Genomic DNA, 19,337 nt, shown 5'->3' with positions numbered 1-19,337 from the left:
AGGAGGGCGCGTTGATCCACTTCATCAGCAAGAGGCTGAGGCACTCCCTCGTACTGCTGTTCATGGCGTCTCTGGTTTGCTTTACCCTGGTTGTTTCGGCTCCGGGAAATGTCGCTGTTCTCATCGCTGAACTTAGAGGAGCAGTCGCAACACCGGGCTATGTCGAAAAGGTTGCCGAAGAGATCGGACTGCATAAGCCGCTGCTGATGCGCTACGCGGGTTGGCTTGGCGATGCAGTCCGAGGAGATTTTGGCATCTCCTACAGAACGGGCCAGGAAGTCAGTGCGGACTTGCCAAAGCGCATGCTGGTCACCGGTACCCTTATCGGTGGCAGCGGCGTGGTTGCGACCCTGCTCGGCCTGGCTCTCGGATTCCTGGGTGCCTTCTGGCCCTACAGACTGCCGGACCGCGTTTCGCGCGGTTTGGCTCTTCTCGGCGCATCGACACCGACATTCTTCGTCGGTGCGCTGATGATCTATGGATTCTCCGTCACCTTTCAGCTCTTTCCATCCTTCGGCTTCGGCGGTCCGGAAAGTTGGGTGCTGCCATGGGTCACTGTCGCGGTACTGCCCGCCGCCGTGCTCAGCCGTGTCGTTCGTGTGGGACTGGAAGAGGCTATGGCTAGCCCCTTCGTGTTGACGGCCAAAAGCAAAGGTCTTGGACGGACCGCCATCCTGTTCCGGGACGCGCTGCCAAACATCATACCTGTGTTCATCAATGCACTGGGAACCCAGATCGGCCTGATGACCGCAACGGCTATCATCGTTGAACCGCTGTTCGCCTGGCAGGGCGTGGGCGACTACTTTCTCCAAGGCGTGAAGTTCCGGGATTTCATGGTCGTGCAGGCCTGCCTGTTGATCTTCCTCGCCTTCTTCATCGTGGTGAATCTGATCGTCGATCTCGCAGTTCTGATGACCGATCCCCGTATCCGGCGCCAATGGAGCTGACCATGAATAGATTGAAGCCTGCACTTGCCCGGTTGAACAAGTTGCCCCGCGTGGCCTTGATCGTGATCGGCCTTTTCCTCGCCCTGGGCAGCTTCGCGCCATGGCTCGCTCCACAAGATCCCAGCGCACAGAACTTGCTGGAGACCGGCCAGGGATCAACTGCCGCACACTGGCTCGGCACCGACCATCTTGGGCGCGACACGCTCAGCCGCCTGATCATTGCGGCGAATACGTCGTTAGTCAGCGTTGGCTCGGTCCTCATCATTGCAATGACGGTCGGTGTCGCCATGGGGACCATCGCTGGCTATCACCGCGGTTGGGTAGACGACCTGCTGATGCGCATCGTCGACGTCGGACTGTCCATCCCAAGCCTGATCACTGCCCTTGCCGTGATCGGGATCGTCGGGCCGGGCTACTGGACCATGGTACTGGCTCTGTCATTGGCATGGTGGCCGATGAGCGGTCGTATCAGCCGGGCCGTGGCGGTCAGCATCATGAGCAAGCCGCATATCGAGGCCCTGCGTGTGCTGGGCGCCAGCCCATGGCGCATTTACTTCGGCCATTTGCTCCCCGGCACCATCGGCGCGGTGATGGTCTATGCGACGGCGGATGCCGGGACAGCCGCTTTGGCTGTCGCAACACTCAGCTTCCTTGGTCTGGGCATTCAGCCGCCCACGCCGGAATGGGGACAGATGCTTGTTGATGCTTTACCGTATCTCGAGTCCGATCCGCGCCAGGTTATCCTGCCCGGCCTGGCCCTGACGGCTGCGGTGATCGGTTTCAACATCCTCGGCGAATCCATAGCACTTAATCGCATTCCCAAGCCGCTTTCGAGGCGGACGCTCGCCTTGCGCAGAATTGAGATCGCCGGCTGGGCCAAGGAGAATTCCGATGCATGACGAACTCCTTTTGAAAGTCAGCAATCTGACGGTCGATCTCCTCACCGCCAAGGCCGCGGTACGTCCCGTCGATGGCGTCAGCTACACCGTCCGGCAGGGAGAATGCCTTGCCATCGTCGGCGAAAGCGGTAGCGGCAAGACTGTAATGAACTTCGCGCCGCTCGGGCTAATGCCGACCGGCGTGACGACGAACTTGTCGGGATCGGTGCGCTTCGACGGGCGCGAATTGATCGGCTTGCCGGAATCCGAGATCCGTAAGATACGAGGCAAGTCGATCGGATTCATTTTCCAGGATCCGATGAGCGCGCTGAACCCCGTCCGCCGTGTTGGAAGGCAGATCGCCGAGATGGCGGAACTCCATCTCAAGATGACCCCGCGCGCCGCGGAGGAGCGGGCGTTGGAACTCATCAAGCTGGTCGGCATCTCGGATCCAGCAGCGCGACTTCGTCAATTCCCCCACGAACTGTCGGGTGGTCTCAGGCAACGCATCGTAATTGCCATTGCGCTGGCCGGCGAGCCGAAACTTCTGATCGCGGACGAGCCTACGACCGCTCTCGATGTAACGGTCCAGGCTCAAATCCTGCGCCTGCTCAAGGACCTGCAGCGGCGGCTCAACATGGCCATGGTGCTGATTACTCACGATATGGGGGTAGTCGCCGGAGCGGCCGACAACATCGTTGTCATGTATGCGGCTCGGGCCGCCGAACGAGGTCCCGTGGACAAGGTCCTCGTGACACCACGCCATCCGTACACGAGAGGGCTGATCAACGCGATCCCGCGGCGGGAAGACCCGATCGGTTCGGAGTTTCGCGGTCTTGCCGGGATACCGCCAACGCTGGGCGCGCCATTCAAAGGCTGTGCCTTTGCCCCGCGCTGCGAGCTCGCAATTCCCGCATGCACCGCAAGCCGCCCTCCACTTGCGCGGTCGGCCGACAGCGCTGTTGTCGTGGCCTGCGCGGTTGTCAACCAAAGGAAGGCAGCAGCATGACGCACGGTCCTGTTCTGAAAGTCGAAAATCTGCAGACGCGCTTCAAAAGCGTTCAGCGAGGCAAGTTCATCCATGCCGTCGACGACGTCTCGATCGAGCTCTATCCGGGCGAGATCGTCGGTCTGGTAGGCGAGTCCGGTTGCGGAAAGTCGACGCTCGGCCGCACCATTGTGGGTCTCGAAAAGGCAAGTGCGGGACGAGTCCTGCTTGATGGAGTGGACCTCACCACACTCTCCGGTGCAGCACTGCGCGAAAGCCGCAGGGCGCTTCAATACGTGTTTCAGGATCCATATTCGTCCCTGAACGACAGACAGACGGTCGGTGAGACGATCGATGAAGCGTTGCTGATCAGCGGGTTGAAATCACAATCCGACCGCAACCATCGTACCAAGGCGCTCCTGGATCAGGTCGGACTGGCGGACGCTTTGAAGGATCGGCACACGCGGGAACTGTCCGGAGGGCAGCGCCAGCGCGTTGCGATTGCCCGATCCCTTGCCGTGAATCCAAGAGTGCTGATCTGCGATGAACCAGTTAGCGCACTGGATCTGTCCATCCGAGCCCAGGTGATGAACCTTTTCCTGCACCTGCAGAAAGATTTGGGGGTGGCGTGCCTGTTCATTGCCCACGACCTTGCGTTGGTCAGGCAGGCTGCATCGCGCGTCTACGTGATGTACCTCGGCAAGATTGTGGAGCACGGGCCATCGCAGGAACTCTACGATCACCCTGGCCATCCCTATTCGCAGATGTTGCTGGCCTCGACACCGGAGGTGGATCCGATCGCTGAAAAGCAGCGCAGGGTTCCGGTCATGATCGGGGAGGTGCCGAGCCCTACGAATCCACCATCCGGCTGCAGGTTCCGGACTCGCTGCCCCTTGGTGGTCGAAGAATGCAAACAACAGATGCCACCGGCCTTGAAGCTATCTCCTGGGCACAGTTCGGCTTGCGTGTTTGCCAAGGATCTCCATCGCGGCAAACGTTCGGCGCTGATTTCGCCAACAGCCAATGCGGCATGATCACGTTGAGACAGCCTAGCGGCGCACCAATTCACCACGCCGCCGCCCACCCGACACGAATGCTCACGGGACGGTGGTGCGCCAAACAGTGAGGTCGTGGCAATGAACAGCGCGCCACTCCGGCGCCAAACGGCGCCGGATAAGATTGACGTATCGTTCACATCATCCGTTTGATGTCGGTGTAGGCACCGTTCGTCTTCAGCGTCACGGTGACGTCGGCATCGGTGCGGTTACGCCAGAACCAACCGTGATTGCCGTCAAACGCTGCCTCAAGTACGCCCTCGTCCTCTGCAGCCCCGCGTCCCTTCTCGTATGAAATGTTTTCGCCGCCGCCGTCACCATGGGTGTCGAAGTTCACCGCCGCGCCATTGGCCGTCCAAGAGTATTTTGCCTGTGCGCCCTTGGCCATGACGAGCTTGATCTCAGCCCCTTCGCCGGGCTTCAGGGTGACCGACATTTCGTCCGTCCGGAGTTCCTGGGCAGAGGCGGAACCAATCACCAGTTCAGCGAAGACGCGCTCCAGAAGACTCGACTGCTGATCTCGGGCTGGCACTGCGGTCGGAGTGCCGTTCTGCAGTTCGCGAAGGCGGTCCTGCTCGGCCTCTTCGGCGAGTTGTGTCTTGATCTCGCCCATCTCGGTGAGCTCGAGCGCTCGCCCAACGCCGGTGGGATCGATGGCGTATTCGGCCGGCAGCACGATGGTCACAAGGATGGCAGCTGCCGCGAGAATTGCGATGACGGTAGACCGAAGGAGCTGCATGGATGTCGGCAGCTCGGCGCGGGTCGGGATGTCGGTATTATACATAGGAGAATTCCTTTTTTGTGGATCTTTACTTGGAGGTTCAGGAGACGACCCAGCCGGTGAGCTGATAGCCGATCAGCACAAACCCGGCGGTCATCATGATGGTGTTGGCGGTGTATGCGTGGCGCCAGAAACTATCGGTCCGGCGCCAGTAGCCCATGACAATAAGGATGGCAGCGAGCGCCAGAAGCTGGCCAATCTCAACGCCGACGTTGAAGGCAAGAAGATTGGGCACTAGCCCGTCGGGCGAGATGTTGTATTCGATGATCTTCGTCGACAGGCCAAAGCCGTGGAAAAAGCCGAAGATCAGGGTCGCGATCTTGGTGTTCGGCTGGAAACCGAGCCACCTCTGGAAACCGCCCATATTGTCGAGCGCCTTGTAGACGACCGACAGGCCGATGATCGCGTCGATGATGTAGCTGTTGATGCCAACGTTGAAATAGACGCCAAGCAGCATGGTCGTGGAATGGCCGAGCGCGAACAGGCTCACATAGATGCCAATGTGCTTCATCCGGTAGAGGAAGAAGATCACGCCGAACAGGAACAGGATGTGGTCGTATCCCGTCACCATGTGCTTGGCGCCGAGATAGATGAAGGGCAGCAGATTGATGCCCGTGATCTCCTGGATATAGCCCTTGTCGCCTTCGGCAACGGCATGGGCGAGGGCAGCTCCCCCAAACAATGGGAGGGTCAGGAGAGCGAGCAACACAGGTAGGGCGGGTCGCCAGCGCGCGCAAGGCGAGCATGGCAGGCCCTGATAGCAGGATCCTTGCATGAGAATTCCAATCTTCGTCGTTGAGGGTGGCCGCGCATGCGGCCGCGATCATGCGGTGAGGATCGGTCTCGGAGGGCGATCGAGCCGGGAACTTGCTTCCGGATCGGACAAGGACGGCGGATAAATCACCCAGGTCCGCCCGGCCGCAGGGACGGTCGGCGAAAAGTCCGGAAGCGTGCTCGCCGTCTCGTGCGAGTGGTCGGCGGGATTGTGGCCGTGAGAATGGCCGGATCCCTGCTCCTCGGTTGCACCGTCATCGTGGACGTGCCCGTGGGCTTCGATCTGTCCCGCCAGTTCGGCGTGACGGTCGGCCTCGGCGGCAGCGAGCGCGATGGGATCGTGCGAGACCGAACCGCCCATAGGCGACAGCAGCATGCCGAGCGCCATCGCGAAAGCGATGACGAGGCGAAAGGCTGCGCTATGGGTCCAATTCGGCATGCTTAACGATTATTCTCTAAAATCCTAACGAATGGTTGCGTGCACCAGAATCGAGGCCACTTTGAGGCTTGGAATATCCTCTCTGGGGGGATAGCATCAAGGCATGAATGAGCGTCCCCACGTCCACGAAACCCATCCTGCCATCATCAAGCGGCTGAAGCGCGCCGACGGCCATCTGCGCGGGATCGTCGAGATGATCGAGGCCGGCCGACCGTGCCTCGACATCGCCCAGCAACTTCATGCCGTGGAGAAGGCCATCGCCCAGGCGAAGAAGACGCTGATCCAAGACCACCTCAACCACTGCCTTGAGGACGTCGTCGGGCCGCTGGCGCGCGAGCAGCGCCGCTCGATCGACGAGTTCAAGGATATCACCAAGTACCTGTGAGAAGCGCCATTATGGACAAAGTTCGCGACTGGTTTGGATTTGGCCCGATGACGCATGGCATGGGCAGCCACGGGCATGATCACGATGATGGTGGCCATGGCCACACACACGGTGTCATAGATCCGACGATCGCCACGACGACGCGCGGCATCTGGGCGATCAAATGGTCATTCGTCGTTCTGGCCATCACGGCAGCGCTCCAGCTTGTGGTCGTGTTCATCTCCGGCAGCGTGGCGCTGCTGGCCGATACGATCCACAATGTCGGCGACGCGGCCACTGCCATACCGCTGTGGATCGCGTTCGTGCTGGCCCGCCGCAAACCGAGCAAGACGTTCACCTACGGGCTGGGCCGGGTCGAGGATCTGGCTGGGATCGTCATCGTTCTCATCATCCTGTTCAGCGCCATCGTCGCCGGCTATGAGGCGATCGACAGGCTGATCAATCCGCGTCCCATCACATTTCTTGGCTGGGTCGTCATCGCCGGCCTCATAGGCTTCATAGGCAACGAGGCCGTCGCTGTGTTCCGTATCCGTGTCGGCCGCGAGATCAACAGCGCGGCACTGATCGCCGACGGTTATCATGCCCGCACCGACGGCTTTACCAGCCTGGCGGTCGTGCTGGGCGCTATCGGCGTCTGGCTGGGCTTTCCGCTTGCCGATCCGATCGTCGGGCTGCTGATCACCGTGGCGATCTTCGCCATCGTCTGGCAGTCGTCGAAAGCCGTATTGACCCGCATGCTCGACGGAGTCGAGCCCGGCGTCATCGACGAAATCCATCATGCCGCCGAACACGTGTCGGGCATCGGGCGCGTTGAAGGCGTGCAGGCACGCTGGATCGGACATCGTCTGCATGCCGACGTCGCCATCAGTGTTCCGGAGACGGCGACGGCCAAGAACGTGCTGGGCGTAACCGAAGCCCTCAAGGAGGAGCTGTTCGCCCACTTGCCGGCGTTGGCGGAAGCCAATGTCCGCCTGGTGAGTCCGGCCGGGCCGGCCGCCACTGGAAGGGAACCCTCTCATGCTCACCATCATGCGCCGGAGCCCTTCAAGGTCGCCTGCGATCTGGCTGAAGGGACGTTGGAAATCGTCGACACGGCGGCCGGCGAGCGGATGCGGCTGACCATAGAACGGCACGCCGATGATTTGACAGCGACTGTGATCATCGACCGGCCCAACGGGCCAGAGACGCTTCGCCTCGAAGCCGTCGCCGACAACCATCATCGGCTTGAGAGCACCGTCGCCCCTGCTGAGCCGCATGAGTTCCAGGCGAGGTTGATCCTGGCCGCAAAGGGTCGCGAGCAGGTGCTGCCGTTCAAGATGGTCGAGCCGGAAGGCCACCACCACTGAGATAGGGAGCTGTTCGCGCTATATTCCTGGCTCGACGAACCCCAGTCCGCTGCAAGAAGGCAAAATATGCTTCAGGTCCTGGCCAATCGCACCTACCGTCATCTCTTCCTGGCCCAGGTCATCGCCCTGATTGGCACTGGCCTTGCCACCGTGGCGCTCGGGCTACTGGCCTATGACCTTGCCGGCGCCGATGCCGGCGCGGTGCTCGGCACGGCGCTCGCCATCAAGATGATCGCCTATGTCGGCGTGGCGCCTGTTGCTGCCGCCTTCGCCGAGCGCCTGCCACGCCGTACCATGCTGGTTTCGCTCGACCTCATCCGGGCCGCGGTCGCCGTGTTCCTGCCCTTCGTCACCGAAGTGTGGCAGATATATCTTCTCATCTTCATCCTGCAGTCGGCGTCAGCAGCCTTCACCCCGACCTTTCAGGCTTCGATCCCTGACGTGCTGCCCGAGGAGAAGGACTACACACGGGCCCTGTCGCTCTCGCGACTGGCCTACGACCTGGAAAGCGTCGTCAGTCCCATCCTCGCGGCAGCGCTGCTTTCAGTCATAAGCTTCCATAGCCTGTTCGCCGGCACGGTTGTCGGGTTCCTGGCGTCCGCGGCGCTGGTCGTCTCCGTGGTGCTGCCCAGCCCGCAACCCTCGGAGCCGCGCGGCATCTATGAACGCACGACGCGCGGAATCCGCATCTATCTGGCAACGCCGCGATTGCGCGGCCTGCTGGCGCTCAATCTGGCCGTCGCCGCGGCCAGCGCCATGGTGATCGTCAACACAGTCGTCCTGGTGCAGGCGCAATTTGGCCTCTCCCAAACCGACACGGCGCTGGCGCTCGCAGCCTTTGGCGGTGGATCGATGATTGCAGCTCTTGCCCTGCCGCGGTTGCTTGAGAACGTCCCGGACCGGGTTGCGATGCTCTCGGGCGCCGCGATACTGGTCGCGGGCGTGCTGGCCGGGCCGCTCGCCAGCAGCTACTATCTGCTGCTGCCGCTTTGGTTCGTGCTCGGGCTCGGCTATTCACTGGCGCAGACGCCAACGGGCAGATTGATCAGGCGTTCCGCCGATGCCGTCGATCGGCCCGCTCTGTTTGCCGCTCAATTCGCACTGTCTCATGCCTGCTGGCTGATCACCTATCCGATTGCCGGCCGCGTCGGGGCGGCAATGGGATTGCCCTTCACATTCATTCTGCTTGGCGTCATGGGCGCCGCCGCCCTGATTGCCGCGATCTGGCTGTGGCCGAAACACGATCCGGACGTGCTTGTGCACACGCATGTCGATCTGCCCAAAGACGACCGGCACATCGGCGACGCGGTATGGTCGGAAGCAGGCTATGAGCATTCGCATGGTTACGTTGTCGATGATCGGCACCCGCAATGGCCAAAAGCAAGTTGAGCGCCCGGCATGCCTGGCGATCTCGCCGTCTATGGCGGTCTTTTTCTGACCGCGTTCGTGGCGGCTACAATCCTGCCGATGCAATCAGAAGCAGCCCTTGCGGGACTGCTTCTGACGGAAAGCTATGCTCCGGCTCTGCTCATCGTCTCCGCAAGCGCAGGCAATGTGCTCGGCTCGATCGTCAATTGGTGGCTTGGCCGGGGCGTCGATCACTTTCGCGACCGCAAATGGTTCCCGGTGAAGCCCTCCGCACTGACGCGCGCGACGCGATGGTACCAGCGCTATGGACGATGGTCGCTGCTGTTGAGCTGGCTGCCCCTCGTCGGCGATCCGCTGACGATCGTGGCGGGCGTCCTGCGGGAGCCGTTCTGGAGCTTCCTCGTGATCGTCACGATCGCGAAGGTTGGCCGCTACCTAGCGCTCGCGGCGGTGACACTGAGCTGGATGTAGCGGCTCATGGCAACACATTCGCGACCATCGCTTCCGACCTTTCTCTTGAGCCGACGCAGACCGAATAAGTATAGACATATCGCATATCCGAGTTAGCATGATTCAAAATCAATCAAAAAATGGGGAACTGACATGATCACTCTCGACCGCCGCAATTTCCTTGTTTCCACCGCCGGACTTGCCTTCGCCGCCGCGCTGCCACGCAGCGCCTTCTCCGAAACCAACGACACGCTGAAGATTGCCATCGCCGCGGAGACCGGCGATCTCGATTTGCTGCAGAACGTGTCGACGCTGAGCACCTACACCATCGTCTTCGATGCGCTGATCCACTACGGCCAGAACGGCGCGCTTGAGCCGGGACTTGCCACCAAATGGACTGTCGCGGACGATCAGTTGTCAATCGCTTTCGATCTGCGTGAAGGCGTGACCTTCAGCGACGGCACACCGTTTGACTCGGCCGCGGCCGAATGGAACCTCAAGCGCTGGTTGGGGGTGAGCGACTTTTCATGGATCGGCATCTCCGATGCGTACGACAGCATCGTCACGGATGGAGCGAACAAGTTGACAGTCAAGCTGAAGCGGCCAGTGCCGGCGGCACTGCTTGAACTCACCATCGTGCGGCCCGTCCGTTTCCTGTCGCCCAAGGCAGTCGACAAGGATGGCAAGCAGACGGCGCCGATCGGCACCGGACCGTGGATCGTCGAAAAATACGATTCGAGCGGCACCAGCCTCATTCGCAACGACAAATACTGGGGCGAGAAGCCGCTCTTCAGCCGCATGGAATTGAAGGTGGTTCCGGATGAACTCGCCCGCGCCAATGGTCTGCGCTCAGGCGACCTCGATGTCATCGGTGGCGACTGGGTGGCGACGCTGTCGCCGCGCCGCGCTCGCGCACTGGAAAGCGACGGCATGAAGGTCGTGGCCGAACCGGGCACGGCGACGATGCTGCTCGGCTATTCGCCGAAGTCGAAGATCATCGCGGACAAGGCCGTCCGTGACGCCGTCTATGCATCGGTCGACCGGGCGGCGATCGCCAAGGTGCTGTTCGAGGGCTTTGCCGACCCGGCCGCCGATCTGTTCCCGGCGAACGTGCCTTCCTCGGGCAAGCGGCATGACGTGCCGGTGCGCGACGTGGCGGCGGCCAAGAAGATCCTTGCCGATGGCGGCTGGGTCGACAGCGGTGGTGCCTGGACCAAGGCCGGCTCTCCACTGACCATCGATTTTCTCGTTTCCGAAGAGTCCCTGCCGGGATCGCGGCGCATCGCCGAAATGATCCAGGGTCAGTTGTCCGAGGTCGGTTTCCAGGTCCAGGTGTCCTCGGTGGACAATGCCACCATGCATGAACGGCGTCCGGCCTTCAACTATGACCTGGCTTTCTTCACCACCTACGGAGCGCCCTACGATCCGCACGGCACGCTGGGCAACGCCTTCGTCTCGACCGCCGACAGCGGCCCTGACGGCAAGATCTACGTCTCCGACGCGCTCGACGGCGTCGTCAAGGCTGCGCTCGAGGCGAGCGGCGCCGAACGCGACCTGAAGATGCAGGCCCTCTACGACTGGCTCCACGACAACACCGCCATCTGTCCTCTCGTCGTCAGCCAGAGACTGTGGGCCCACAATCCGCGCGCGGAGAATTTCTCGCTCCCGGCGACCGACTATGATCTGCCGTTCAAGGCGATCACGCTGAAGGCCTGAAGACTTCGAGCCCAAGCGAGGCCTGACGATGAAACGCACGATCCTGCGACGGATGCTGCTTGCCTGCCTTTTGATCCTGGCGGCATCCGCGCTGACATTCGGCCTGGTTGCGGCGGCGCCGGGCAATGTTGCGGCGCTGATTGCCGAGCGTGCGGCGGGCCCCGGCGCGGACGCCGAAATGATCACCAGGATCGGCAACGAGCTTGGCCTTCATGACCCGCTGCCGATCCGCTATGGACGCTGGCTGGCCAGCGCGCTGGCCGGCGATTTCGGCATTTCGTTGCGAACGGGAAAGCCGATTTCTCAGGAGTTTGCCGCCCGCATTCCGATGACGGCGGCGCTGCTTGCCGGCGGCGGTGTTCTCGCCTTCGTCCTGTCGATCACGCTTGGCATCGCCGGCGCCGTCAGCAATGGCGGCGTGATGGACAGATTCCTGCACGCATTTTCGTTGATCGGCGCGTCGACCCCCAACTTCTTCGTGGCGGCGCTGCTGGTCATCGTGTTTTCGGTGATGCTTGGCTGGGTACCCACCTTCGGCACGAGCGGCTTCACCTCATGGCTTCTGCCATGGGTGACGATCGCGCTGTTCCCGGCGTCGGTGCTCAGCCGCGTCGTTCGGGTCAACCTCCAGGAAGCGATGTCGCGGCCGTTTGCGACAACGGGCTTCGCCAAGGGCTACACCAGAACGCAGGTGCTGCTGCGCGAGGCGCTCCCCAACATCGCCATACCGTTCCTGACGACGTTCGGAGCACAATTCACGCTGATGATCATCGGATCGATCGTCGTCGAGACGGTGTTTGCGTTGCGTGGCGTCGGCGCTTTCTTCATCGAGGCGATACGCTTCCGCGACTTCATCGGCATGCAGTCGGTGCTGCTGCTCTTCGTCGTCTTCTTCGTCATGGTCAATTTCATCGTCGACATGATCTGCATCGTGGCGGATCCGCGAATGCGCCGGGCGAGGGGAGCATGAGACGATGAACATTTCCGCAATCAGGGACATCAAGGACTGGCCGTGGCTGGTGCTGCTCCCCGTCATCGGCTTTGTGCTGGTCGGCATCTTCGCTCCGGTAATCATGCCTTACGATCCAAGCGCGCAGGACTATTCGGCGACACTGGAGGGCGTGAGCTGGAGCCACTGGCTCGGCACCGACTATCTCGGCCGTGACGTCTTGAGCCGCATCGTCGGTGGCGCCCGCATTTCCCTGGTGGCCATGGTCATCGTGCTCGTCGCCGCCCTGGCGATCGGCGTGACGATCGGCTCCTTTGCTGGCTATGTCGGCGGCCGTGTCGAGCTTGTCCTGATCAGCCTCATCGATATTGCACTGGCGCTTCCGAGCCTGGTGATCGCGCTGGCGCTGATCGGCATTTTGGGCACGGGCTATTGGTCGATGATCACGGCGCTCACCTTGGCGTGGTGGGCGAACTATGCCCGCATGAGCCGCGCCGTCGTCACCGCCGAGCTGCAGCAGCCCTATATCGAGGCGGCCCGCGTCATGGGCGCCGGCCATCTCTGGATCTTTGTCCGCCATATCCTGCCGCATGTGCTTGCCCTGGTCGTCGTCTATGCAAGCGCCGACGCCGGCGCGCTTGTGCTGGCCATCGCCACACTCAGCTTTCTTGGACTTGGCGTCGCGCCGCCAACGCCGGAATGGGGCCAGATGCTCGTCGACGGCATGAGCTACATCGAGGAGGTTCCACGCCTTGTCGTGCTGCCAGGGCTCGCACTGACACTTGTCGTCGTCAGCTTCAATCTGCTTGGCGAAGCCTTCGCGTTGCAAAAGGTGCCACGGCCGGTTCGCGGCAGAACGCTGCGTAAAAGAAAACTGGCGCGCGCCCGTGAAGAGACGGAACGCAACGCCGTCGAAACCGGGACGACTTCAGCATGAGTGACAATCAGCCGCTCTATGCGATCGAAAATTTGGTCATCGATCTTTACGCCACCACCGTTTCGGTGCGGGCGGTGGACGGGGTGTCGTTCAACGTCCGCCCTGGAGAAACGGTCGCGGTCGTCGGCGAAAGCGGTTCGGGAAAGACCGTCATGACGCTCGGCCCCCTCGGCCTGCTGCCCGAGGGTGTGACGGTGGACATGAGGGGTTCGGCGCGAGCCGACGGAAGCGAACTGCTCAGCATCGGTTCCCGGCAATTGTCGGATTTGCGCGGACGCTATTTCGGCGTGATTTTCCAGGACCCGATGAGCGCGCTCAACCCGATGCTGAAAATCGGCCCGCAACTGGCGCGCCAGGCGCGCCGCTTCGCCGGCCTGTCGCGTGAGGCTGCGCGCAGGCAAGCGGTTTCGCTTCTGGCACGCTCCGGCATTCCGGACCCTGAGGATCGCTACAACCGCTATCCGCACGAAATGTCGGGCGGCATGCTGCAACGCGCGATGATCGCGCTGGCGCTTGCGGCCCGGCCGCGCGTGCTGATTGCCGACGAGCCGACTACGGCGCTGGACGCCACCGTCCAGGCGCAAATTCTGGAGCTCATTCGCCAGATCCAGCGCGAGGACGGCATCGCGGTCGTGCTGATCACGCACGACATCGGCGTGGTTGCTTCCGTCGCCGACCGCGTCATCGTGCTTTACGCCGGACAGGTGGCGGAGGAGGGGACGGCGATGGATGTGCTGACCCAGCCGGTCCATCCCTATACGCGTGGGCTGCTCGCATCGGTGCCGGATTTTCGTGCTGACGACAATGTGGGTACGCGCGAGATACCGGGCCTGCCGCCAAGCCAGATCAGGCTGGAGCCGGGTTGCCGTTTCGCCGACCGCTGCGAATTGGTCGAAGCCGGTTGCCGAAAACACCGACCTCCGCTTCAGACGATATCGATCTCGGCAAATCCGCATCGCGTGGCCTGCCCGGTCGTACTTCGGCGGGAAGGGATTGCCGTTCATGTCTGATGTCGCGGCGATCGAAGTCAGGGGATTGAAGGTGCATTTCGCCAACCGCTCGGGCACCGGCGCGGTGAGGGCGGTCGACGGCATAGACCTGACCGTCGCGCGCGGAGCGTTCCACGGCATTGTCGGCGAGTCCGGTTGTGGCAAAACCACGCTGGCGCGCACCATCGTCGGCCTGCAGAAGGAGAGCGAGGGCACTGTCCTGATTGGGGGCAGAGATCGCGCCGAATGGCTGAAATCGGACAGGAAGTCGTTCAGCCGTGAAGTCCAGTTCGTCTTCCAGGACCCGTTGGGGTCGATGAGCCGCCGCCAGAGCGTCTATCAGACGCTGGAGGAGCCGCTGCAGATCCATCGCCTCGGCTCGTCGGCAGAGCGCCACCGCCGTATCGCCGAGCTTCTGGATCTGGTTGCGCTGCCTGAGACGGTGCTCGACCGTTTGCCAAGGTCGCTTTCCGGCGGCCAGCGCCAGCGCGTTTCGATTGCGCGCGCACTCGCCCTCAAACCATCCATATTGGTCTGCGACGAACCGCTCAGCGCGCTCGATGTTTCGATCAGGGCGCAGATCGTCAACCTGTTTACGTCGTTGCAAAAGCAGCTTGGTCTGACCATCGTCATTGTCGCGCATGACCTGGCGATCGTGCGCGAGGTCTGCTCCGACGTGACGGTGATGTATCTCGGCCGTATCTCGGAAGCCGGCGTGACCCGGCCGCTGTTTCGCGAGCCGGCCCACCCCTACAGCCAGGCGCTGCTGTCGGCTGTTCCTTCTCCCGATCCCCGCATCGAAGCCGGGCGCCGCCGGATCATCCTCGCCGGCGATCCACCGAGCCCAAGCGCGCCGCCTCCCGGGTGCCGGTTCAACACGCGTTGTCCCGTGGCGATCGATATCTGTCGGGTCGAGGAACCAATTTTGCGGATGGTGCCCCACGGCGGCGTTGCCGCCTGTCACCTCGCAGATAGCGCCCACCGCCCGGTGATCTGAAGGATGGTCGTTGCAGCCCCTCTTGACCACGCTGCCAGAGGGTCCATCTTGATCGTGTGGATTGTCCCGTTCTCCTGACTGAGGCGCGCTGAATGTCGAAGGCATGTTTTGTCCTGGCATTTGCAGCTATGTGGCTGACATCGCCGCTGGCGCATGCTGATAATGTCGATCTGGCGTTGGAAGCTTTTCACGGGATTTGTCTTGCGCACGGGCCAGATTTCGAGCGAACCGCCGCTGTTGCAAAGAAGCGTGGATGGACACCGCTGTCCGGCGACGCAGCGCTTGCTCCGGTCGATGACGTAAAAGCCTTCCAGGGTTGGGTGGCGGCCGGCGACGACCTACCGGCCAAAACCATGATCGCGGTGACAAAAGCCACCTTGAACGGCAGGGCCGTGCAAACCTGCTCAATCAGGCTGTTCGATGTCGACCGCGCGGCATTCGAGGAGCGTTTTTTCGCCCGGACGGACGCCGAAAAAATCGGCGAGGACAGAAACGGGGCTCACGTCTCCAAACTCTACATATTGATTGCCGGCAATCGAAAGCAGCTCGTCCATTTGACGTCGCCAAGGTCCCGGATCAAGTCGAGCATGATCATTGCAAGCTCGATAGCCGATGATTAATCGGGGTGAACAGGCGGCCGATGGCGACCAAGGGTAGTGATTCCGAGGGTGCTACTCGTGGCGCCACACCTTGTAGGCCGAGATGACGAGGATAGCAGCCAACAGAGGCAGCAGCACTTTCTCTGGCACGATGCCCAACAACATGCCGCCGATCCATGTCCCGACAATCGACCCCGCAGCAATCAGGACCACGAACCATTTGTTCCTCGCAATTACGCCAAAGCTTTGGTCCTGCGAATAGCGGGTGAAACCGACCATCATCGTCGGAAGGCTCACCGCAAGCGACATGCTCCCGGCAAGCTTGATGTCGATCCCGAAAAGCAGGATGAGCGTGGGGACAAGCAGTTCCCCACCGGCTACACCAAGCAGCGACGCCACGACGCCAATGGCGAACCCGATGATGATCCCGGCAATGATCAAGGCCGGCCCGCTGAAAGGCGGCAGGCTTGTTAAGCTCTGATCGTGGCCAAAGACCAAGACGAGGGCGATAAGCAACAGTAGCGCGGCAATTACCTTATAGAGCGTTTCGGATTTGAGCCCTGTTGCCCATCCCGCACCGAACCAGGCACCGGCTAGGCTACCCGCCAGCAGATTGAGAATGACCGGCCAATGAGCCGCGACGGCGCTTAGAGGCACTGTAGCGGCCCGGAAGGGAAGGGCAGACGCAACCACCACCAAACTGGTGGCCTTGTTCAGAATTACCGCTTCAAGAGCGGCAAACCGGAACAGCCCGATGAGGAAGGGAAGGCGGAACTCTGCCCCGCCAAGGCCAATTAGTCCGCCAAGCGAACCGACGACAGCGCCAACCACAAATGCCAGTATTCCGCGTCTTTCGACCATGCGGACGATATGCAGCAAGGGTGTGTGAAATTCCAGTCCTCAATCCTCGATGGCGCGTCTCTCGCAAGAGACGCGGTCTTTTTTGCGTTTGCAAGGAACTCGCGGTAGGAACCATTCCTCGGCATCGATCCGGAGAAGGAAGTTGAGCGATAAGCAAAAGATCATCTGGATGATAGCGCTGGCAATCCTTGCCGGCATCGCGGTGATCATGCTCAACCACTGGCTGAAGGGCGACTTTGGGTAGCTGCTCCGGTATAAGTCACGCTGCATGGATGGCACGCAGAGAGGCCGTCCCATTTCGGCCTGCTTGCAATGGCAGACGCCTTCCCTGACCCGGAAACGATGAAGTGCGAGTGAAAATGCGACTGGCAGGCATCATATCAGGCGCGGCGCTGTTGCTAGCTTCCGCCGTGGCGGCGAGCGCCCATCCGCATGTCTTCGCCGAGGCGAGGCTGGATCTGACCGTCAGCCCAGACAAGACGGTCAAGTCGCTTCGACATCTCTGGCGTTTCGACGACCTCTTTTCCAGCACTGTGCTGATGGAATTCGACAAGAATTCCGACCTTGTCCTTGATGCAAAGGAACTCGATGAAGTCGCTCTTACCGTCCATGCATCGCTGGCCGAGTATAACTACTTTCAAATGGTGACCTTGAACGGCAAGGACGTGACGATGGCGCCACCGCCGAAATTCAGCGTCAGCTATGAAAACGATCAACTCGTCGTCCAGTTCGAGACGCAGCCGAAGGACCCGTTGGCCCTTGCTGGAAAAGTTAGCATCGGCGTCTACGATCCGACCTTCTACACGGCAATCGACTTTACCGATGACGACAAGATTGCGGTGGCGGGTCTGCCGCAAGGCTGCTCACGTGCGGTCGTGCGTCCCGATCCGGACACGGCCATAGCGCAAAACCAGAAAAGCCTGACGGACGCTTTCTTCAGTGACCCGACGGGGACCGATCTCGGCAAGATTTTCGCTACACGTCTTGAATTGACGTGTGGCTGACACGGAGTCGATCTGATCGCCACGTTCCGAACCCTCGTCGAATTCCAGCGAACGATCTACCTGGCGCTGGGCATCTAGCTGATCAGGCTCGCTGCCCTAGGACCATCACCTTTCATGAATCGGAGCGTGGCATACCCCAGGCGCCGATGCCTTTTCCCGCCATCCTCTGGAACAGGTCATCTGCCTGTGCCGGTGAAATGTTCATTTCGGTGGCGACCCACCAGGCGAGGACCGCAAGAAATGCGCCGGCGATGAACTGAATGGCGAACTCGGCGGGCATGCCGCGATCGCCGATCCGTTTCTCGACGAGTTCTTCCCGGACGGCTCGCCGGATACGCTCACGCAATTCGTCGTGGATCGTATTGCCGCTGCTTGCAAGCAATGCGTGGTGAAGCGGTCGGAATGCATGGGCGTGCTCGAACATGGGCAGGCTGAACTCGAACAGGCGGCTACCTGTTTCTTGGCTTGCCGCCTCGCGCCTGCGGCCAATCGACCGCAGATGCGCCTCGATTGTCGCGCTGCGCAGAGCATCCTTGTCGGCATAGTGTGTATAGAAGGTCGACCTGCCGACATTGGCCCTCTGGCAAATGTCATCGACGGTGATAGCAGCATATCCCTGCTCCGGGATCAGGGCGATGAGCGCGTCCTGCAGCAGGCCGCGCGTCCGCGCGACGCGTCGATCGATCGTGTTCCGCTCGCCCGCACGCTCGATTTTCATGGCCATGGCCCTCTACAGTGCCCGGTTTCGGACATTCGGCGGTTCGGTGTCTGACAACAGCATTTCCAGACATTGTGTCCATTATGATACGCCAAGTCCAGGAGCTCAAATCGGGTTTGGGCACGCCGCAAGGAAGCAGAAGGTCGCCAGACATGCATTCATCTGATCATCACGCCGGCAACGGACCGCATTCGCGCAAGCGGGTGATAGCGTTGGCCCTGCTTGCCAAACTGTCGCTGGTTGCAGGCTTCCTCGTCCTCGCCAAATTGGGCATGGGCTATGTTCAGGCCGGCGCCTGGACGGCGGTATTCCACGGCCTTGTCCTCGCGGTGATCGCGGGATTGGCGCTGTGGGGCAGCCTGCGTCACAGGGGGCTGGTCGGCAACGGTGCGCAGAGCGCGAGCGACAGGGGCATCGGCATCGTCCTGCACCGGGCGGCAGCCTATGATTTGCTTGCTCGCGTTCTGACCTTTGGCCGCGAGGGCCGCTTTCGCGAGCTCATGCTTCGCCCGGCAAAGCTCCAGCCCGGCGAAGCGATGCTCGATGTCGGCTGTGGAACGGGCACCCTTGCCATTGCCGCGAAGCGGCTGGTCGGTTCGGACGGCAGCGTCACCGGCGTCGATGCGTCGGCCGAAATGATAGAGAGGGCGCGCGCCAAGGCCGAGCGGTCCGGTCTCGATCTGACGTTCGTCAACGGGACGGCGCAGAAGCTTCCCTTCAAGGACGCGCAATTCGACATCGTCGTCGGTACGCTGATGCTGCATCACCTGTCGAAGCCCGTTCGATCGGCCTTCGTCCGCGAGGCAGCACGCGTCTTGAAGCCAGCAGGCCGGCTGTTGCTCATCGATTTCGGCAGGCCGGTGTCCAGATTACCCAGGCTCCACAAGCATGGTCATGTCGATATGCACTGGGTCGCTTCACTGCTGACCGAGAGCGGATTCCAGGTCAGCGATATCGCCACCGTCGGAACGAAGAATCTGAACTACATTCGCGCAACGACGAATAAGGACCAGCCAGGCCAGGCGTCGCCGGCATCGCCGTGATCATGCTCAGGCACTGGCTGAATGGCGACCCGTTCTGAGGCGAACAATCACGTATGGGCGTTGGCACGTCCCAATTCGGCCTGCTTGCAATGGCAGCTGTCCTGCCTGAACAG

21 protein-coding genes are annotated in these 19,337 nt (G+C 61.5%); 15 read left to right on the top strand and 6 right to left on the bottom strand.

What is annotated here, in order from left to right; translation table 11 throughout:
- Window positions 1-11: 11 nt before the first annotated feature.
- The 4 genes from NKH29_RS13765 to NKH29_RS13750 are packed head-to-tail and all read left to right on the top strand — an operon-like array spanning window position 12 to window position 3,847.
- Window positions 12-947 carry an ABC transporter permease gene (locus NKH29_RS13765; RefSeq protein WP_352999866.1) on the top strand — a complete coding sequence of 312 codons (936 nt, stop codon included), beginning with the start codon at window positions 12-14 and terminating at the stop codon, window positions 945-947.
- On the top strand, window positions 938-1,846 hold the full coding sequence (locus NKH29_RS13760) for an ABC transporter permease (protein ID WP_352999865.1): 909 nt from the start codon (window positions 938-940) through the stop codon (window positions 1,844-1,846). Before NKH29_RS13765 ends, NKH29_RS13760 begins: the two co-directional genes overlap by 10 nt.
- A complete protein-coding gene (locus NKH29_RS13755) occupies window positions 1,839-2,834 on the top strand; it encodes an ABC transporter ATP-binding protein (RefSeq protein ID WP_352999864.1) in 996 nt (331 codons plus the stop codon). Before NKH29_RS13760 ends, NKH29_RS13755 begins: the two co-directional genes overlap by 8 nt.
- On the top strand, window positions 2,831-3,847 hold the full coding sequence (locus NKH29_RS13750; RefSeq protein ID WP_023708300.1) for an ABC transporter ATP-binding protein: 1,017 nt from the start codon (window positions 2,831-2,833) through the stop codon (window positions 3,845-3,847). The genes NKH29_RS13755 and NKH29_RS13750 overlap by 4 nt, the downstream gene beginning before the upstream one ends.
- Window positions 3,848-4,004: 157 nt before the next feature.
- Here the strand turns inward: NKH29_RS13750 and NKH29_RS13745 are convergent, their stop codons facing one another.
- From NKH29_RS13745 to NKH29_RS13735, 3 genes are read right to left on the bottom strand one after another with little or no spacing between them, the layout of a single operon-like run.
- Window positions 4,005-4,652 (bottom strand): hypothetical protein, encoded by a 648-nt coding sequence (locus NKH29_RS13745; protein ID WP_023708301.1) that lies wholly within the window; start codon window positions 4,650-4,652, stop codon window positions 4,005-4,007.
- A gap of 37 nt (window positions 4,653-4,689) precedes the next feature.
- Window positions 4,690-5,424 (bottom strand): HupE/UreJ family protein, encoded by a 735-nt coding sequence (locus tag NKH29_RS13740; RefSeq protein ID WP_023708302.1) that lies wholly within the window; start codon window positions 5,422-5,424, stop codon window positions 4,690-4,692.
- 48 nt (window positions 5,425-5,472) lie between these two features.
- Window positions 5,473-5,862: a hypothetical protein gene (locus NKH29_RS13735; protein WP_352552249.1), complete on the bottom strand. Its 390-nt coding sequence runs from the start codon at window positions 5,860-5,862 to the stop codon at window positions 5,473-5,475.
- 103 nt (window positions 5,863-5,965) lie between these two features.
- On the opposite strand from NKH29_RS13735, the gene NKH29_RS13730 reads away from it, so the two are divergent.
- The 9 genes from NKH29_RS13730 (at window position 5,966) to NKH29_RS13690 (ending at window position 14,999) form a co-directional block, all read left to right on the top strand.
- A complete protein-coding gene (locus tag NKH29_RS13730) occupies window positions 5,966-6,247 on the top strand; it encodes a metal-sensing transcriptional repressor (RefSeq protein WP_352999862.1) in 282 nt (93 codons plus the stop codon).
- An 8-nt stretch (window positions 6,248-6,255) separates the two neighbouring features.
- Window positions 6,256-7,593 carry a cation diffusion facilitator family transporter gene (locus NKH29_RS13725; protein ID WP_352999948.1) on the top strand — a complete coding sequence of 446 codons (1,338 nt, stop codon included), beginning with the start codon at window positions 6,256-6,258 and terminating at the stop codon, window positions 7,591-7,593.
- A 66-nt stretch (window positions 7,594-7,659) separates the two neighbouring features.
- Window positions 7,660-8,982 (top strand): MFS transporter, encoded by a 1,323-nt coding sequence (locus tag NKH29_RS13720; RefSeq protein ID WP_352999860.1) that lies wholly within the window; start codon window positions 7,660-7,662, stop codon window positions 8,980-8,982.
- Window positions 8,983-8,991: 9 nt separating this feature from the next.
- A complete protein-coding gene (locus NKH29_RS13715) occupies window positions 8,992-9,432 on the top strand; it encodes a YqaA family protein (RefSeq protein WP_023722123.1) in 441 nt (146 codons plus the stop codon).
- A 132-nt stretch (window positions 9,433-9,564) separates the two neighbouring features.
- Entirely contained in the window at window positions 9,565-11,127 is a 1,563-nt protein-coding gene (locus tag NKH29_RS13710) for an ABC transporter substrate-binding protein (protein WP_352999859.1), read from the top strand.
- A 28-nt stretch (window positions 11,128-11,155) separates the two neighbouring features.
- Window positions 11,156-12,097: an ABC transporter permease gene (locus NKH29_RS13705; RefSeq protein WP_352999857.1), complete on the top strand. Its 942-nt coding sequence runs from the start codon at window positions 11,156-11,158 to the stop codon at window positions 12,095-12,097.
- Between the two features lie 4 nt (window positions 12,098-12,101).
- Window positions 12,102-13,013 (top strand): ABC transporter permease, encoded by a 912-nt coding sequence (locus NKH29_RS13700; protein WP_352999856.1) that lies wholly within the window; start codon window positions 12,102-12,104, stop codon window positions 13,011-13,013.
- The gene (locus NKH29_RS13695; protein ID WP_352999854.1) at window positions 13,010-14,023 is read left to right on the top strand and encodes an ABC transporter ATP-binding protein; all 1,014 of its coding nucleotides are present in this window, start codon (window positions 13,010-13,012) and stop codon (window positions 14,021-14,023) included. The genes NKH29_RS13700 and NKH29_RS13695 overlap by 4 nt, the downstream gene beginning before the upstream one ends.
- Window positions 14,016-14,999, top strand: a complete 984-nt coding sequence (locus NKH29_RS13690; protein WP_352999852.1) for an oligopeptide/dipeptide ABC transporter ATP-binding protein — start codon at window positions 14,016-14,018, stop codon at window positions 14,997-14,999. Before NKH29_RS13695 ends, NKH29_RS13690 begins: the two co-directional genes overlap by 8 nt.
- Before the next feature lie 404 nt (window positions 15,000-15,403).
- Here the strand turns inward: NKH29_RS13690 and NKH29_RS13685 are convergent, their stop codons facing one another.
- Entirely contained in the window at window positions 15,404-15,553 is a 150-nt protein-coding gene (locus NKH29_RS13685) for a hypothetical protein (RefSeq protein ID WP_352999850.1), read from the bottom strand.
- 117 nt (window positions 15,554-15,670) lie between these two features.
- Window positions 15,671-16,459: a sulfite exporter TauE/SafE family protein gene (locus tag NKH29_RS13680; protein WP_352999946.1), complete on the bottom strand. Its 789-nt coding sequence runs from the start codon at window positions 16,457-16,459 to the stop codon at window positions 15,671-15,673.
- 359 nt (window positions 16,460-16,818) lie between these two features.
- On the opposite strand from NKH29_RS13680, the gene NKH29_RS13675 reads away from it, so the two are divergent.
- Window positions 16,819-17,463, top strand: a complete 645-nt coding sequence (locus NKH29_RS13675) for a DUF1007 family protein (RefSeq protein ID WP_352999848.1) — start codon at window positions 16,819-16,821, stop codon at window positions 17,461-17,463.
- 112 nt (window positions 17,464-17,575) lie between these two features.
- Here NKH29_RS13675 and NKH29_RS13670 read toward each other — a convergent pair whose 3' ends face one another.
- Entirely contained in the window at window positions 17,576-18,187 is a 612-nt protein-coding gene (locus tag NKH29_RS13670; RefSeq protein WP_352999846.1) for a TetR/AcrR family transcriptional regulator, read from the bottom strand.
- A 146-nt stretch (window positions 18,188-18,333) separates the two neighbouring features.
- Between NKH29_RS13670 and NKH29_RS13665 the strand changes: the two genes are divergently transcribed.
- Window positions 18,334-19,224, top strand: coding sequence for a class I SAM-dependent methyltransferase (locus tag NKH29_RS13665; protein ID WP_352999845.1), 891 nt, complete (start codon window positions 18,334-18,336; stop codon window positions 19,222-19,224).
- Window positions 19,225-19,337 lie beyond the last annotated feature (113 nt).

Origin of the sequence: Mesorhizobium sp. M1295, assembly GCF_040318135.1 — a bacterium.
Taxonomy (GTDB): domain Bacteria; phylum Pseudomonadota; class Alphaproteobacteria; order Rhizobiales; family Rhizobiaceae; genus Mesorhizobium.
This window is presented reverse-complemented; position numbering and strand designations above follow the sequence as displayed.

What these genes read in the sequence shown, in the direction of transcription:
- NKH29_RS13665 (WP_352999845.1), top strand. Translation starts at nt 18,334, where the DNA reads ATGCATTCATCTGATCATCACGCCGGCAACGGACCGCATTCGCGCAAG.
- NKH29_RS13730 (WP_352999862.1), top strand. Translation starts at nt 5,966, where the DNA reads ATGAATGAGCGTCCCCACGTCCACGAAACCCATCCTGCCATCATCAAG.
- NKH29_RS13700 (WP_352999856.1), top strand. Translation starts at nt 12,102, where the DNA reads ATGAACATTTCCGCAATCAGGGACATCAAGGACTGGCCGTGGCTGGTG.
- NKH29_RS13750 (WP_023708300.1), top strand. Translation starts at nt 2,831, where the DNA reads ATGACGCACGGTCCTGTTCTGAAAGTCGAAAATCTGCAGACGCGCTTC.
- NKH29_RS13685 (WP_352999850.1), bottom strand. Translation starts at nt 15,553, where the DNA reads ATGGACGAGCTGCTTTCGATTGCCGGCAATCAATATGTAGAGTTTGGA.
- NKH29_RS13705 (WP_352999857.1), top strand. Translation starts at nt 11,156, where the DNA reads ATGAAACGCACGATCCTGCGACGGATGCTGCTTGCCTGCCTTTTGATC.
- NKH29_RS13720 (WP_352999860.1), top strand. Translation starts at nt 7,660, where the DNA reads ATGCTTCAGGTCCTGGCCAATCGCACCTACCGTCATCTCTTCCTGGCC.
- NKH29_RS13740 (WP_023708302.1), bottom strand. Translation starts at nt 5,424, where the DNA reads ATGCAAGGATCCTGCTATCAGGGCCTGCCATGCTCGCCTTGCGCGCGC.
- NKH29_RS13715 (WP_023722123.1), top strand. Translation starts at nt 8,992, where the DNA reads ATGCCTGGCGATCTCGCCGTCTATGGCGGTCTTTTTCTGACCGCGTTC.
- NKH29_RS13670 (WP_352999846.1), bottom strand. Translation starts at nt 18,187, where the DNA reads ATGGCCATGAAAATCGAGCGTGCGGGCGAGCGGAACACGATCGATCGA.
- NKH29_RS13675 (WP_352999848.1), top strand. Translation starts at nt 16,819, where the DNA reads ATGCGACTGGCAGGCATCATATCAGGCGCGGCGCTGTTGCTAGCTTCC.
- NKH29_RS13735 (WP_352552249.1), bottom strand. Translation starts at nt 5,862, where the DNA reads ATGCCGAATTGGACCCATAGCGCAGCCTTTCGCCTCGTCATCGCTTTC.
- NKH29_RS13690 (WP_352999852.1), top strand. Translation starts at nt 14,016, where the DNA reads ATGTCTGATGTCGCGGCGATCGAAGTCAGGGGATTGAAGGTGCATTTC.
- NKH29_RS13695 (WP_352999854.1), top strand. Translation starts at nt 13,010, where the DNA reads ATGAGTGACAATCAGCCGCTCTATGCGATCGAAAATTTGGTCATCGAT.
- NKH29_RS13755 (WP_352999864.1), top strand. Translation starts at nt 1,839, where the DNA reads ATGCATGACGAACTCCTTTTGAAAGTCAGCAATCTGACGGTCGATCTC.
- NKH29_RS13760 (WP_352999865.1), top strand. Translation starts at nt 938, where the DNA reads ATGGAGCTGACCATGAATAGATTGAAGCCTGCACTTGCCCGGTTGAAC.
- NKH29_RS13710 (WP_352999859.1), top strand. Translation starts at nt 9,565, where the DNA reads ATGATCACTCTCGACCGCCGCAATTTCCTTGTTTCCACCGCCGGACTT.
- NKH29_RS13745 (WP_023708301.1), bottom strand. Translation starts at nt 4,652, where the DNA reads ATGTATAATACCGACATCCCGACCCGCGCCGAGCTGCCGACATCCATG.
- NKH29_RS13680 (WP_352999946.1), bottom strand. Translation starts at nt 16,459, where the DNA reads ATGGTCGAAAGACGCGGAATACTGGCATTTGTGGTTGGCGCTGTCGTC.